Origin of the sequence: Streptomyces sp. NPDC047042, from assembly GCF_040644035.1 — a bacterium.
Lineage (GTDB): Bacteria > Actinomycetota > Actinomycetes > Streptomycetales > Streptomycetaceae > Streptomyces.
In genome coordinates this window covers 74,968-88,739 of the sequence record NZ_JBEYVP010000015.1, presented here as the reverse complement: position 1 = coordinate 88,739, position 13,772 = coordinate 74,968, and the positions used below count along the sequence as shown (strand labels likewise).

16 protein-coding genes are annotated in these 13,772 nt (G+C 69.2%); 12 read left to right on the top strand and 4 right to left on the bottom strand.

Annotated elements, in window-relative coordinates; translation table 11 throughout:
* Positions 1-23 precede the first annotated feature (23 nt).
* Positions 24-1,130, top strand: a complete 1,107-nt coding sequence (locus tag ABZ855_RS19105) for an amidohydrolase family protein (RefSeq protein WP_360808220.1) — start codon at positions 24-26, stop codon at positions 1,128-1,130.
* 18 nt (positions 1,131-1,148) lie between these two features.
* Positions 1,149-1,919, top strand: coding sequence for a nucleotidyltransferase (locus ABZ855_RS19100; RefSeq protein WP_360808218.1), 771 nt, complete (start codon positions 1,149-1,151; stop codon positions 1,917-1,919).
* Here ABZ855_RS19100 and ABZ855_RS19095 read toward each other — a convergent pair whose 3' ends face one another.
* From ABZ855_RS19095 to ABZ855_RS19085, 3 genes are all read right to left on the bottom strand, one after another.
* Entirely contained in the window at positions 1,920-2,936 is a 1,017-nt protein-coding gene (locus ABZ855_RS19095; protein ID WP_360808216.1) for a COX15/CtaA family protein, read from the bottom strand.
* Positions 2,937-2,999: 63 nt separating this feature from the next.
* Entirely contained in the window at positions 3,000-3,794 is a 795-nt protein-coding gene (locus ABZ855_RS19090) for an ABC transporter permease (protein WP_360808214.1), read from the bottom strand.
* Positions 3,791-4,714: an ABC transporter ATP-binding protein gene (locus tag ABZ855_RS19085; RefSeq protein ID WP_319199680.1), complete on the bottom strand. Its 924-nt coding sequence runs from the start codon at positions 4,712-4,714 to the stop codon at positions 3,791-3,793. The genes ABZ855_RS19090 and ABZ855_RS19085 overlap by 4 nt, the downstream gene beginning before the upstream one ends.
* Before the next feature lie 229 nt (positions 4,715-4,943).
* On the opposite strand from ABZ855_RS19085, the gene ABZ855_RS19080 reads away from it, so the two are divergent.
* The 8 genes from ABZ855_RS19080 (at position 4,944) to ABZ855_RS19045 (ending at position 11,577) form a co-directional block, all read left to right on the top strand.
* Positions 4,944-5,705 (top strand): metalloregulator ArsR/SmtB family transcription factor, encoded by a 762-nt coding sequence (locus tag ABZ855_RS19080; RefSeq protein ID WP_360808212.1) that lies wholly within the window; start codon positions 4,944-4,946, stop codon positions 5,703-5,705.
* On the top strand, positions 5,702-7,126 hold the full coding sequence (gene sufB, locus ABZ855_RS19075) for a Fe-S cluster assembly protein SufB (protein WP_360808210.1): 1,425 nt from the start codon (positions 5,702-5,704) through the stop codon (positions 7,124-7,126). Before ABZ855_RS19080 ends, sufB begins: the two co-directional genes overlap by 4 nt.
* Positions 7,127-7,197: 71 nt before the next feature.
* Positions 7,198-8,385, top strand: a complete 1,188-nt coding sequence (sufD, locus tag ABZ855_RS19070; RefSeq protein ID WP_360808208.1) for a Fe-S cluster assembly protein SufD — start codon at positions 7,198-7,200, stop codon at positions 8,383-8,385.
* The gene (locus tag ABZ855_RS19065; RefSeq protein WP_360808207.1) at positions 8,385-8,714 is read left to right on the top strand and encodes a non-heme iron oxygenase ferredoxin subunit; all 330 of its coding nucleotides are present in this window, start codon (positions 8,385-8,387) and stop codon (positions 8,712-8,714) included. Before sufD ends, ABZ855_RS19065 begins: the two co-directional genes overlap by 1 nt.
* A gap of 7 nt (positions 8,715-8,721) precedes the next feature.
* Entirely contained in the window at positions 8,722-9,489 is a 768-nt protein-coding gene (sufC, locus tag ABZ855_RS19060) for a Fe-S cluster assembly ATPase SufC (RefSeq protein WP_360808206.1), read from the top strand.
* Positions 9,486-10,760 carry a cysteine desulfurase gene (locus ABZ855_RS19055; RefSeq protein ID WP_360808204.1) on the top strand — a complete coding sequence of 425 codons (1,275 nt, stop codon included), beginning with the start codon at positions 9,486-9,488 and terminating at the stop codon, positions 10,758-10,760. Before sufC ends, ABZ855_RS19055 begins: the two co-directional genes overlap by 4 nt.
* 20 nt (positions 10,761-10,780) lie before the next feature.
* Positions 10,781-11,248: a Fe-S cluster assembly sulfur transfer protein SufU gene (sufU, locus tag ABZ855_RS19050; protein WP_360808202.1), complete on the top strand. Its 468-nt coding sequence runs from the start codon at positions 10,781-10,783 to the stop codon at positions 11,246-11,248.
* Positions 11,245-11,577 carry a metal-sulfur cluster assembly factor gene (locus ABZ855_RS19045; RefSeq protein WP_053741509.1) on the top strand — a complete coding sequence of 111 codons (333 nt, stop codon included), beginning with the start codon at positions 11,245-11,247 and terminating at the stop codon, positions 11,575-11,577. Before sufU ends, ABZ855_RS19045 begins: the two co-directional genes overlap by 4 nt.
* A 99-nt stretch (positions 11,578-11,676) precedes the next feature.
* On the opposite strand, the gene ABZ855_RS19040 is transcribed toward ABZ855_RS19045, so the two are convergent.
* Positions 11,677-12,597, bottom strand: coding sequence for an AbfB domain-containing protein (locus tag ABZ855_RS19040; protein WP_360808200.1), 921 nt, complete (start codon positions 12,595-12,597; stop codon positions 11,677-11,679).
* Between the two features lie 214 nt (positions 12,598-12,811).
* Here ABZ855_RS19040 and ABZ855_RS19035 point away from each other — a divergent pair, with 214 nt between their 5' ends.
* Both ABZ855_RS19035 and ABZ855_RS19030 read left to right on the top strand, forming a co-directional pair.
* Positions 12,812-13,132 carry a multidrug efflux SMR transporter gene (locus ABZ855_RS19035; RefSeq protein ID WP_360808198.1) on the top strand — a complete coding sequence of 107 codons (321 nt, stop codon included), beginning with the start codon at positions 12,812-12,814 and terminating at the stop codon, positions 13,130-13,132.
* Entirely contained in the window at positions 13,132-13,680 is a 549-nt protein-coding gene (locus ABZ855_RS19030; protein ID WP_360808196.1) for a TetR family transcriptional regulator, read from the top strand. Before ABZ855_RS19035 ends, ABZ855_RS19030 begins: the two co-directional genes overlap by 1 nt.
* Positions 13,681-13,772: the final 92 nt, after the last annotated feature.

Genomic DNA, 13,772 nt, shown 5'->3' with positions numbered 1-13,772 from the left:
CGGTCCAGACACGGGGAGCCCGGATGATCGAAACGCCGTCCCTCGTGGACCAGTACTGCCACGGCGTACTGCGCACCGAGCTGGGCCTGGGCACCTTCGAGGCCCAGCTCGCGCGTACCGAGGGTCCGCCCGCCACCGGGACCACCCTCTTCGACACCCAGACAGGGTTCGCCGTACGCCGTTGGTGCCCCCCGTTGCTCGGCCTGGAACCGCACGCGCCCCCCGCCCGTTATCTCGCCAGACGTCGTGAACTCGGCGTACTGGAATCGGGCAGGAGACTGCTGCGGGGCAGCGGAATCACGACATATCTGGTCGACGCGGGGCTGCCCGGCGACCTCACCGGGCCCGCCGAGATGGCCTCCGCCTCAGCCGCGGAGGCGCATGAGATCGTCCGGCTCGAACTGCTCGCCGAACAGGTCGCCGACACCTCCGGCAGCGTCGAGTCCTTTCTCGCCAATCTCGCCGAGTCGGTGCACGGCGCCGCGACGACCGCCGTCGCCTTCACCTCCGTGGCGGGTCTGCGGCACGGACTGGCGCTCGCGCCCGATCCGCCGGGGCCGGGGGAGGTGCGGGGCGCGGCGGCCCGCTGGCTGGCCGGCCGCCGGGTCGGCGGCGCGCTGACCGACCCCGTGCTGCTGCGCCATCTGCTGTGGAACGCGGTCGCCTCGGGCCTGCCGCTCCAACTGCACGCCGGGCTCGGCGAACCGGGCTTACGCATCGACCGTACCGACCCGGTCCTGCTCACGGACTTCGTCCGTGCCACCGCCGGGCTCGGCACCGACCTGGTGCTGCTGCACGGCTACCCGTACCACCGCCACGCGGCGCATCTCGCCGGTGTCTTCCCGCATGTGTACGCCGACCTGGGCGCGGCCCTCGTGCGGACCGGCGCCCGGGCCGCCGCCGTACTCGCCGAGATCCTCGAACTCGCCCCCTTCGGCAAGATCCTCTTCTCCAGCGGGGCCCACGGGCTGCCCGAACTGCATGTGGTGGGCGCCCGTCTCTTCCGCGAGGCCCTCGGACGGGTGCTCGGCGGCTGGGTCGCGGAGGGGGCGTGGTCGCTGGGCGACGCGCAACGGGTGGCGGGACTGATCGCGGCGGGCAACGCGCGGCGCGTGTACGGACTGGGGTGAGGTGTGAAGACTGGGGGCATGACCACACACGGGACGCGAGCGGATGCCCTGACCGACGCCTTGCTCGACCGCTTCCTGGGTGAGCTGCGGGCGCTCGCCCCGGTCGCCGTCTGGGCCCACGGCTCGCTGGGCGGCGGCGACTACCAGGAGGGCCGCAGCGACCTCGACCTGATCGCCGTCCTGGACGGGCCGATCGGGCCGGGCACCGTCTGGAAGGTGGCCGAGCTGCACGCCCGTCTGCGCACCGATCCGCTCGCTCCGGTGCTGCACTGCACCTACCTGACAGAGGGGACGACGGCCGACCCGGAGCGACGGCACCTCACCTGGGCGCAGGGCCGTCTGTTCCGGCGGACGGTCACCCCGGTGACCCGTCGCGAGCTGCACACCTTCGGCCGGGTGCTGTACGGGAAGACGCCCGGGGAGCTGCTTCCGCCGGTGCCGGACCGCCAGCTCGCCGACTTCGTCGTACGCGACCAGCGGGACTTCTGGCGGCCCGCCGTGGACAAGCCCCGGCTCTGGACGCAGGACGTCTGGGTCGACCTGGCGCTGGTCACCCTGGCCCGGGCGACCGTGACCCTGAGGGAGGGCACCCTGATCTCGAAACGGGAGGCGCTGGAGCTGCTGCCGGGGCTGGGGGCGCCCGTGGAGGTCGTCGAGGACGTCACGCGCAGGCGGTACGGGCAGGAGGACGGGAGGCCGATTGCCGCCGGGTGGCGTGAGCGGCGCGGAGAGCTGACGCGGGACTACCTGGGCGCCGCGATCGACCGTCTGGTGACCTCGTACGCGTGACTACGCGCGTGTGCCGACCGTCGCCTCTGTCGCCGGGCCGGGTACCTCGGCAGGGGCTGCGGTTTCGAGGCGCTCGCGCAGGGCGAGCAGGACGCGCAGCACGGCGATCCACACCAGCGCCGAGCCGAGCATGTGCAGGCCGACCAGGACCTCGGGGAGGTTCGTGAAGTACTGGACGTACCCGATGACACCCTGCGAGAGCAGGATCAGGAACAGGTCCCGCGTGCGGTCCAGCGGGCCCTTCGGGGCGTCGACCGCCTTCAGGACGAACCACAGAGCGAACGTCAGTGTCACCACGATCCAGGCGAGCACCGCGTGCAGTTTGCTGACGGTCTCCCAGTTCAGCGGCATGCGCTCGATCTCGCTGGAGTCACCCGCGTGCGGGCCCGAGCCGGTCACCACCGTGCCGACCGCGATCAGCAGCACCGAGGCGACCACCAGGAACCACACCAGCTGCTGCACGGCCTTCCCGACCAGCGGGCGCGGCGCCTCGTCGCCCTCCTGCGTCCGCTGCCACATCACCGCGGCGACCGCGATCAGGGCCGAGGAGAGCAGGAAGTGGGCCGCGACCGTGTACGGGTTGAGGCCGACCAGGACGACGACACCGCCCAGGACCGCGTTGCTCATGACGACCCAGAACTGCGCCCAGCCGAGCCGGGTCAGACTGCGGCGGTACGGCTTCTCCGAGCGGGCGGCGATGATCGCCCAGCCGACCGCCGCGCACAGCACATAGGTCAGCATGCGGTTGGTGAACTCGATGACGCCGTGCACGCCCATCGCGCTCGTCGTCGTCAGCGAGTCGTCGGTGCACTTCGGCCAGGTCGGGCAGCCGAGGCCCGAGCCGGTCAGCCGTACGGCACCGCCGGTGACCACGATGACCACCGACATGACGAGCGCGGCGAGCGCCGCACGCCGCACGGTCCTGGGGGTCGGAGTCCAGCGGGCGGCGATGAAGGCGAGCGGGTTCCGCAGGGCGGACAGGGCCTCGGCGGGGGTCATCTTTGGCACGCGTCCCATCGTAGGCGGCTGCTTGTGCACGCTTTCACGAGGGTCCCCCGGCGGCCCTCGGATGCTTTCGGCTCACTCCCAGCGGAAGAACCGGCCGGCCGCGGCCAGCCCCACGACCGCCCACCCGGCGAGGATCCCGACGTCGCCCCACGGCATTCCGGAGCCGTGCTGCAACACGTCCCGCAGTCCGTCCGACAGGGCCGAGATCGGCAGCAGGGCCAGCACGTCCTGGACGCCGGGCGGGAACTTGTCGAGGGGGACGATCACCCCGCCGCCCACCAGGAGCAGCAGGAAGACGAGGTTCGCGGCGGCCAGGGTGGCCTCCGCCTTCAGGGTGCCCGCCATCAGCAGGCCGAGGCCCGAGAAGGCGGCCGTGCCGAGGAGGAGCAGGAGGAGTACGGCGAAGGGGTTGCCGTGCGGGGACCAGCCGAGCGCGAGGGCGATCACCGTCAGCAGGGCGACCTGGAGGACCTCGGTGACCAGCACGGACGCCGTCTTCGCCGTCATCAGGCCCCAGCGGGGGAGCGGCGAGGAGGCGAGCCTCTTCAGGACGCCGTAGCGGCGCTCGAACCCCGTGGCGATGGCTTGGCCGGTGAAGGCCGTGGACATGACCGCGAGCGCGAGGATGCCCGGGGCGAGGAAGTCGACGGCCTTGCCCGCGCCCGTGTCGACGATGTCGACCGAGCCGAAGAGCAGCAGGAGGAGGGTGGGGATGATCACCGTCAGGAGCAGTTGCTCGCCGTTGCGCAGCAGCATCCTCGTCTCCAGGGCCGCCTGGGCTCCGATCATCCGGGGAAGCGGGGCCGCGCCGGGCCGCGGGGTGTAGGTCCCCGGGGCGGTCGCAGTGGTGGGCGGAGTGGTGGTCATGAGCGCAGCTCCTTGCCCGTCAGTTCCAGGAAGACGTCTTCCAGGGTGTGCCGTTCCACCGAGATCCGGTCCGGCATCACCCCGTGCTGGGCGCACCAGGACGTCACCGTGGCGAGGAGCTGCGGGTTGACCTTGCCGCCGACGCGGTAGGCGCCCGGGGTCAGCTCGACGGCCGTGCAGTCGGCCGGAAGGGCCTTCAGCAGGGAGCTGACGTCCAGGCCCGGCCGGCCCAGGAAACGCAGGGTGTTCTCGGCGCCGCCCCTGCACAGCTGTTCGGGGGTGCCCTGGGCGATGACCTTGCCCGCGTCGATGATCGCGACGTCGTCGGCGAGCTGCTCGGCCTCGTCCATGTGGTGGGTGGTGAGGATGACGGAGACGCCGTCGGCGCGCAGATCCCGGACGAGATCCCAGGTGGCGCGGCGGGCCTGGGGGTCGAGGCCGGCGGTCGGTTCGTCGAGGAAGACCAGTTCCGGGCGGCCGACGACGGCCATCGCGAGCGCCAGCCGCTGCTGCTGGCCGCCGGAGAGGCGGCGGTAGGTGGTCCGGCCGCAGCTGCCGAGGCCGAGGCGTTCGACAAGCGCGTCCACATCGAGCGGGTGCGCGTGCAGTTTGGCCACGTGGCGGAGCATCTCGTCGGCGCGGGCGCCCGAGTAGACGCCGCCGGACTGGAGCATCACGCCGACCCGTGGACGCAGGGCGGCGGCTTCGCGGACCGGGTCGAGGCCCAGGACGCGGACCGTCCCGGAGTCCGGTCTGCGGTATCCCTCGCAGGTCTCGACGGTGGTCGTCTTGCCCGCGCCGTTCGGGCCGAGGACGGCGGTGATGCCCGCCTGGGCCACCAGGTCGAGGCCGTTCACGGCGGTCTTCGTGCCGTACCGCTTCACCAGGGCCTGGACCTGGACCACGGGCTCGCTTCGCATGGGTCCAGAGTCTAGGTACGGGAGGAGTCGCCGAGGCGCGCGGGGGCCGGATCCGGCCTCGGTGCACGAGGGACGCCGGCCCTGCTCCCTTGCTGCTCAGGGCGGTCCGCCTGATCGATCAAAGATCGTTTCCGCAGGTCAGGTTAGGTGAACCTAAGTGATGCAGGGCACCGTCGAGGAGGCCGGGCGCGGCTTGCCGCGCTCTGAGGAATTACGCAACAATGGTGTTGTGAAAAACGTCGGCGAGGATCGGGAGGCCCCCATGGGAGTCCCCCACGAGGAGCTCGCGACCGGGGAGCGCTCGACGCGCAACCGGGTCGCGCGGTCCATCCTGGACCACGGTCCCTCGACCGTCGCCGAGCTCGCCGGGCGTCTCGGACTGACCCATGCGGCCGTACGCCGTCACCTTGACGCGCTGGTCGCCGACGACGTCGTACAGCCGCGCGAACAGCGGGTCTACGGGGCACGTACCCGTGGCCGCCCCGCCAAGGCCTTCGCGCTCACCGACTGCGGCCGCGACGCGTTCGACCAGTCGTACGACAAGCTCGCCATGGACGCACTGCGCTGGATCGCCGAGCGCGGGGGCGGCGACGAGGCGGTCCTCGCCTTCGCGCGCGCCCGGCTCGCCGAACAGGCCGCGAACTACCGCGAGGCCGTCGAGGCCGCGGACCCCGAGGAACGCGCCGAAGCCCTGGCCAAGGCCCTGAGCGCGGACGGGTACGCTGCTACGGCGCGCAGCGCACCGGTCGGAGAGCAGCTCTGCCAGCACCACTGCCCGGTGGTCCATGTCGCGGAGAAGTTCCCGCAGCTCTGCGAGGCGGAGACCGAGATCTTCTCCCAGCTGCTGGGAACGCATGTCCAGCGGCTCGCGACCATCGCCCACGGCGACGGTGTGTGCACCACGTTCATCCCAGAGATCTCCACGTTCGATCACTCTGGTCACCACGCATCTGCAAGTACCGCAAGTACCGCCGGGAGGAACCCAGCATGACGCTCCCCATCGAGGAGACCGCCCACCCCGAGCTCGAGGGCCTGGGCAAGTACGAATACGGCTGGGCCGACTCCGACGTGGCCGGTGCCTCCGCCAAGCGCGGCATCAACGAGGACGTCGTCCGGGACATCTCGGCGAAGAAGTCCGAGCCGGAGTGGATGACCAAGCTGCGTCTCAAGGGCCTGCGCCTCTTCGACAAGAAGCCCATGCCGAACTGGGGCTCGGACCTGTCGGGCATCGACTTCGACAACATCAAGTACTTCGTGCGCTCCACGGAGAAGCAGGCGGAGTCCTGGGAGGACCTGCCCGAGGACATCAAGAACACGTACGACAAGCTCGGCATCCCGGAGGCTGAGAAGCAGCGCCTGGTCGCCGGTGTCGCCGCGCAGTACGAGTCCGAGGTCGTCTACCACCAGATCCGTGAGGACCTGGAGGAGCAGGGCGTCATCTTCCTCGACACCGACACCGCCCTCAAGGAGCACCCGGAGCTCTTCAAGGAGTACTTCGGCACGGTCATCCCGGTCGGCGACAACAAGTTCGCGTCGCTGAACACCGCGGTGTGGTCCGGCGGCTCCTTCATCTACGTGCCCAAGGGCGTGCAGGTCGAGATCCCGCTCCAGGCCTACTTCCGCATCAACACGGAGAACATGGGCCAGTTCGAGCGGACCCTGATCATCGTCGACGAGGGCGCCTACGTGCACTACGTCGAGGGCTGTACGGCGCCGATCTACAAGTCGGACTCGCTGCACAGCGCGGTCGTCGAGATCATCGTCAAGAAGAACGCGCGCTGCCGCTACACGACCATCCAGAACTGGTCGAACAACGTCTACAACCTGGTCACCAAGCGCGCCGTGGCGTACGAGGGCGCGACCATGGAGTGGATCGACGGCAACATCGGCTCCAAGGTGACGATGAAGTACCCGGCCGTCTACCTGATGGGCGAGCACGCCAAGGGCGAGACCCTGTCGATCGCCTTCGCGGGCGAGGGGCAGCACCAGGACGCCGGTTCCAAGATGGTCCACATGGCGCCCAACACCTCCTCGAACATCGTGTCGAAGTCGGTGGCGCGCGGTGGCGGCCGTACGTCCTACCGCGGTCTCGTCGAGATCGGCGAGGGCGCCCACGGCTCCAAGTCCAACGTGCTGTGCGACGCGCTGCTGGTGGACACCATCTCCCGCTCCGACACGTACCCGTACGTCGACGTCCGCGAGGACGACGTGTCCATGGGCCACGAGGCGACCGTCTCCAAGGTCTCCGACGACCAGCTCTTCTACCTGATGAGCCGCGGTCTGTCCGAGTTCGAGGCGATGGCGATGATCGTGCGCGGCTTCGTCGAGCCGATCGCCAAGGAACTGCCCATGGAGTACGCGCTGGAACTCAACCGGCTGATCGAGCTCCAGATGGAGGGCGCTGTCGGCTGACCCGCCGACCGACGTCCCCGTCAAGCCACTTACGCAGGAACATTCGCAGGGAAGAGAGCAGACCGACAGCCATGGCTGAGGCTCAGAACATTCCGGTGGGGTCCACCACCGCCGGCTCGATCGCGGTGGCCGCTGCCGCCGAGTCGACCGTCGCGACGCGCATGAGCGCGCCGCCGTCCTTCGACGTGGCGGACTTCCCCGTCCCCCACGGCCGCGAGGAGGAGTGGCGGTTCACCCCGCTGGAGCGCCTGCGCGGGCTGCACGACGGCACCGCCGTCGCCACCGGCACCGGTGTGAAGGTGGACGTCCAGGCACCCGAGGGCGTCACCGTCGAGGCCGTCGGCCGTGACGACGCGCGTCTGGGGCGGGCCGGTACCCCCGTGGACCGCGTCGCCGCCCAGGCGTACAGCGCCTTCGAGGTGGCCGGTGTGATCACCGTCCCCAAGGAGACGGTCCTCGCCGAGCCGATCCGCGTCGCCGTGCACGGCGAGGGCGGGGTCGCCTACGGCCACCAGGTCATCGAGCTGGGCGCCTTCGCCGAAGCCGTCGTCGTCATCGACCACACCGGTGACGCCGTGCTCGCCGCCAACGTCGAGTACGTCCTCGGGGACGGTGCCAAGCTCACCGTCGTCTCCGTCCAGGACTGGGACGACCAGGCCGTGCACGTCGCCCAGCACAACGCGCTGGTCGGCCGCGACGCCACCTTCAAGTCCTTCGTGGTCACCTTCGGCGGCGACGTCGTACGCCTGCACCCGCGCGTCGCCTACGCCGGCACCGGTGGCGAGGCCGAGCTGTTCGGGCTGTACTTCACCGACGCCGGCCAGCACCAGGAGCACCGCCTCCTCGTCGACCACAACACCCCGCACTGCAAGTCGAACGTCGTCTACAAGGGCGCGCTCCAGGGCGAGGGCGCCCACGCCGTGTGGATCGGTGACGTGCTCATCGAGGCCAAGGCCGAGGGCACCGACACGTACGAGATGAACCGCAACCTGGTTCTCACGGACGGCGCCCGCGTGGACTCCGTACCGAACCTCGAGATCGAGACCGGTGAGATCGTCGGTGCCGGGCACGCCAGTGCCACCGGACGGTTCGACGACGAGCAGCTCTTCTATCTGATGGCCCGCGGCATCCCGGCCGACGAGGCCCGCCGACTGGTCGTCCGCGGCTTCTTCGCCGAACTGGTCCAGCAGATCGGCGTCGAGGACATCCAGCAGCGCCTCCTCACGAAGATCGACGAGGAGCTGGAGGCGTCCGTCTGATGGCTGCCTCTCCGACGTTCGTACGCGCCTGCGGGCTGAGCGAGCTGGACGAGGACACCCCCAAGCGGGTGGAACTCGACGGCACGCCGGTCTCGGTCGTCCGTACCGAGGGCGAGGTGTTCGCGATCCACGACATCTGCTCGCACGCGAACGTCTCGCTCTCCGAGGGCGAGGTGGAGGACTGTCAGATCGAGTGCTGGCTGCACGGCTCCAGCTTCGACCTCCGCACCGGCAAGCCGTCCGGCCTTCCCGCGACGCGCCCCGTCCCCGTATACCCCGTAAAGATCGAAGGGGACGTTGTGTTCGTCTCCCTCACCCAGGAGTCCTGAGGCATCCATGGCAACGCTTGAAATCCGAGACCTGCACGTCACCGTCGAGGCCGACAACGCCACGAAGGAGATCCTCAAGGGTGTCGACCTGACCGTGAAGCAGGGCGAGACGCACGCCATCATGGGCCCCAACGGCTCCGGCAAGTCGACCCTCGCCTACTCGCTCGCGGGTCACCCGAAGTACACGATCACCGGCGGCACCGTGCTGCTCGACGGCGAGGACGTCCTGGAGATGTCCGTCGACGAGCGTGCCCGCGCGGGCCTGTTCCTGGCGATGCAGTACCCGGTCGAGGTCCCCGGCGTCTCGGTCTCCAACTTCCTCCGTACGTCCGCCACCGCCATCCGCGGTGAGGCGCCCAAGCTGCGCCTGTGGGTCAAGGAGGTCAAGGAGGCCATGCAGCGCCTCAACATGGACCCCTCCTTCGCCGAGCGCAACGTCAACGAGGGCTTCTCCGGCGGTGAGAAGAAGCGCCACGAGATCCTCCAGCTGGAGCTGCTCAAGCCGAAGGTCGCGATCCTCGACGAGACCGACTCCGGTCTGGACGTCGACGCCCTGCGCATCGTCTCCGAGGGCGTCAACCGCGTCCGCGAGACCGGCGAGGTCGGCACCCTGCTGATCACGCACTACACGCGCATCCTGCGCTACATCAAGCCCGACCACGTGCACGTCTTCGCGGACGGCCGGATCGCCGAGTCCGGCGGTCCCGAGCTCGCGGACAAGCTGGAGAACGAGGGTTACGAGGCTTACACCACGAAGGGTGGCGCATCCGAGTGACACAGCTGCCGGGCCTCCTCACGGGGACATCTCAACTACTCGACGAGGCGATCCGTAAGGACTTCCCGATCCTCGACCGGGTGCTCCACGACGACAAGAAGCTCGTGTACCTGGACAACGCGGCGACCTCCCAGACGCCCCGCCAGGTGATCGACACCCTCTCCGAGTACTACGAGCAGCACAACGCCAACGTGCACCGTGGCATCCATGTGCTCGCCGAGGAGGCCACGGCGCTGTACGAGGGCGCGCGCGACAAGGTCGCCGCGTTCATCAACGCGCCCAGTCGCGACGAGGTGATCTTCACCAAGAACGCCTCCGAGTCGCTCAACCTCGTGGCCAACATGCTGGGCTGGGCCGACGAGCCCTACCGGGTCGACCACGAGACCGAGATCGTCATCACGGAGATGGAGCACCACTCCAACATCGTGCCGTGGCAGCTGCTCGCGCAGCGCACGGGCGCGAAGCTGAAGTGGTTCGGCCTGACCGACGACGGCCGGCTCGACCTGTCGAACATAGACGAGGTCATCACCGAGAAGACGAAGATCGTCTCCTTTGTGCTGGTCTCCAACATCCTGGGCACGGTCAACCCGGTCGACAAGATCGTGCGCCGCGCGCAGGAGGTCGGGGCCCTGGTCCTGATCGACGCCTCGCAGGCCGCCCCGCACATGCCGCTGGACGTGCAGGCCCTGCAGGCCGACTTCGTGGCCTTCACCGGCCACAAGATGTGCGGTCCGACGGGCATCGGCGTGCTCTGGGGCCGCCAGGAGCTCCTCGAGGACCTCCCGCCGTTCCTGGGCGGCGGCGAGATGATCGAGACCGTGTCGATGCACTCGTCGACGTATGCCCCCGCCCCGCACAAGTTCGAGGCGGGCACTCCGCCGATCGCGCAGGCGGTCGGTCTCGGTGCGGCGATCGATTACCTCTCCGCCATCGGCATGGACAAGATCCTCGCCCATGAGCACGCGCTCACCGAGTACGCGGTGAAGCGGCTCGGCGAGGTCCCCGACCTGCGGATCATCGGCCCGACGACGGCCGAGGACCGGGGTGCGGCGATCTCCTTCACGCTCGGCGACATCCACCCGCACGACGTGGGCCAGGTCCTCGACGAGCAGGGCATCGCGGTCAGGGTCGGCCACCACTGCGCCCGCCCGGTCTGCCTGCGCTACGGAATTCCTGCGACCACGCGAGCGTCGTTCTATCTGTACTCCACGCCGGCCGAGATCGATGCTCTGGTCGACGGCCTGGAGCACGTACGGAACTTCTTCGGCTGAGGAGATTGGCGAGCGATCGCATGAAGCTTGATTCGATGTACCAGGAAGTCATCCTGGATCACTACAAGCACCCGCACGGGCGTGGTCTTCGGGATGGCGACGCCGAGGTGCACCACGTCAACCCGACATGCGGCGACGAGATCACCCTGCGTGTGAAGTACGACGGCAGGACGATCTCCGATGTGTCGTACGAGGGCCAGGGCTGCTCGATCAGCCAGGCCTCGGCCTCCGTGCTGAACGAGCTTTTGGTCGGCAAGGAACTGTCCGAGGCGCAGCAGATCCAGGAGACCTTCCTGGAGCTGATGCAGTCCAAGGGCAAGATCGAGCCGGACGACGCGATGGAGGAGGTGCTGGAGGACGCCGTCGCGTTCGCCGGTGTCTCCAAGTACCCGGCCCGGGTGAAGTGCGCGCTGCTGAGCTGGATGGCGTGGAAGGACGCGACGGCCCAGGCCCTGGGCTCGGACGCCGCCGAAAGGAAGACGGCATGAGCGAGACCATTGAGATGAAGCCGGCCTCGGAGGACGAGGTCCGCGAGGCGCTGTACGACGTCGTCGACCCCGAACTGGGCATCGACGTCGTCAACCTCGGCCTGATCTACGGCATCCACATCGACGACGCGAACATCGCGACGATCGACATGACCCTGACGTCGGCGGCCTGCCCGCTCACGGATGTCATCGAGGACCAGGCCAAGTCCGCCACGGACGGCATCGTCAACGAACTGCGCATCAACTGGGTGTGGATGCCGCCGTGGGGCCCGGACAAGATCACGGACGACGGGCGGGACCAGCTTCGGGCGCTCGGATTCAACGTCTGAGGTCCCTCTTCCGGCTTTCCCGCACGCGGTATGTGAAAGCGGCGGCACCCTGTCAGGGTGCCGCCGCTTTTGTGTTCGCTCAGGTCCGCTCAGGTCCGCTCAGGCCAGCGGGCTCACGATGCGGAAGGAGAAGTCCTGCCTGTTGGTCGTGGTGTAGCCCCACGGGTCCAGGCGCATCTGGAAGTCCTTCGTACGCAGCGCGTAGTTGGGGTAGTTCACCGACGAGAGCAGCACCGCGCCCCCGCCCCCCGAGTATCCGGCGCAGAAGGTGGCGTCCTGCTGGAACAGCGAGGAGCCGTCGTTGCGTTCGGCGCGCAGGATGAAGTTGCGGTGGCGCACGTACCTGTTGTCGTGCGTCTTGAACGAGTAACAGGAACCGTTGGACAGCCCCGGGACCACGCTGAACGTGGAGTCCTCTCGGGATTCCGAGCCGGCGACCGGGTCGAGCTTCACCAGACCGCCTGACACGTGCCAGTAGCGGCCGGGGTAGTTGGCCGCCTCGACCGACCTCCAGGAGGAGCGGTCCGGCTGGGTGGGCGCGGCCGTGGACTTGCCGGGGACCGGGGCTGGGGCAGGGGCGGGCTTCGCAGGGGGGTTCTTGACGGGAGCGGGGGCGGAGCCCTTGGCGTCCGGGGCGGGGGCGCCCGGGGCCGCAGGGGCTCCGGGGGCTCCGGGGGTCGCGGCTGAGGACGCCGCCGGTGCGGTCGGCGTGGCCGGCTGAGCGGACCACAGTCCGCTCTTTCCGCTCGGGGCCTCGGTGCCGGACGCGCTCGGGGAGGCGAAGGTGAGGAGACCGGGGTACGTCGCGCCGGGGGTCGCCGCGGGGGCCTTCGCCGCCGGCGTCGCGTCCACGGCCTGCCGGTCGGTGACGACGATCGCGGTCACACAGGCGGCCACGACCGACAGGGCCAGGGTGCCCGCCATCCAGAGCCGCCGCGTCCCGGGCACATGCGAGGTGTCCGGGGCCCAGCCGTTCTCCCACGGTTGAGTTGGGATGAGCCGGGGCTTTTCTTCTGTCATGCGCTGTTCCTCCGGCGTCGCCTGTGGCGAACGTGTGAACGGGTTTGTTGAAACAGTAATGGACGCGAGGCTAGGTGACGTCCAGGGCTGTTGGAAGGGTTGTTTCCTCAATGAGACCGGGGGGTGGGGGAGTTGGTGGTGGGGTGCGCAATGAGGGCGGATTTGGGGTGGGGAGTGTGTACGAGTGTACGCATCGATGCGTACACTCGTACACATGGGATATGTGTTGCTGGTCGGAGCCATCGCCGCCGAAGTGGGCGCCACGACCGCCATGAAGTACAGCGACGGTTTCAGCAGGTTGTGGCCCTCTTTGCTGACCGCTCTGGGGTACGCCATCGCGTTCGTGCTGCTCGCGCAGACGCTGAAGACGGTGTCCGTCGGTACGGCGTACGCCATCTGGTCGGGGATCGGGACCGCGGCCGTCGCGACGATCGGCGCGGTGTTCCTCGGAGAGGGCATGGGTGTGGCCAAAATCGCAGGGATCGTGCTCATCATCGGCGGGGTCGTCGTCCTCAACATGGGCGGTGCGCACTGATGGTTCGGCGGTACGACCCCGAGCGGCGCCAGCGGATCATCGACGCGGCGATCCGGGTGGTGGGGGAGAAGGGGATCGCCGGGCTCAGCCATCGGTCGGTGGCGGCGGAGGCGGATGTGCCGCTGGGGTCCACGACGTATCACTTCCGCACGCTCGACGAACTCCTTGTCGCCGCGCTGAGACAGGCGAACGAGGGGTTCGCGAAGGTGGTGGCCGCGCGGGGTGGGCTGCGGGACGGGCGGGGTGATCTGGCGGGGGAGCTTGCCGGGTTGCTGGGGGAGTGGCTGTCGGGGGACCGGGCGGGGGTCGAGCTGGAGTGCGAGTTGTATCTGGCGGCGCTTCGGCGGCCGGCGTTGCGGCCTGTTGCCGCCGAGTGGGCGGAGGGGGTCGCGGAGTTGCTGGGTGGGCGGACGGATGCGGTGACTGCGCGGGCGTTGGTGGCGGTGATGGACGGGATCTGTCTGCAGGTGCTGCTCACCGGGGGTGAGTATGAGGAGGGGTTTGCTCGGGAGGTGTTCGGGAGGGTGTTGGGGGATGCGGTGTATTGAGGGGTGAGCGGTGTTGTTGCACAGGTCAAGTTTCCCGCCCGCCCACCCGTCTCGGCATGTTTGGTAGTGACCGTTGAAGAGGCCCTGCTCGG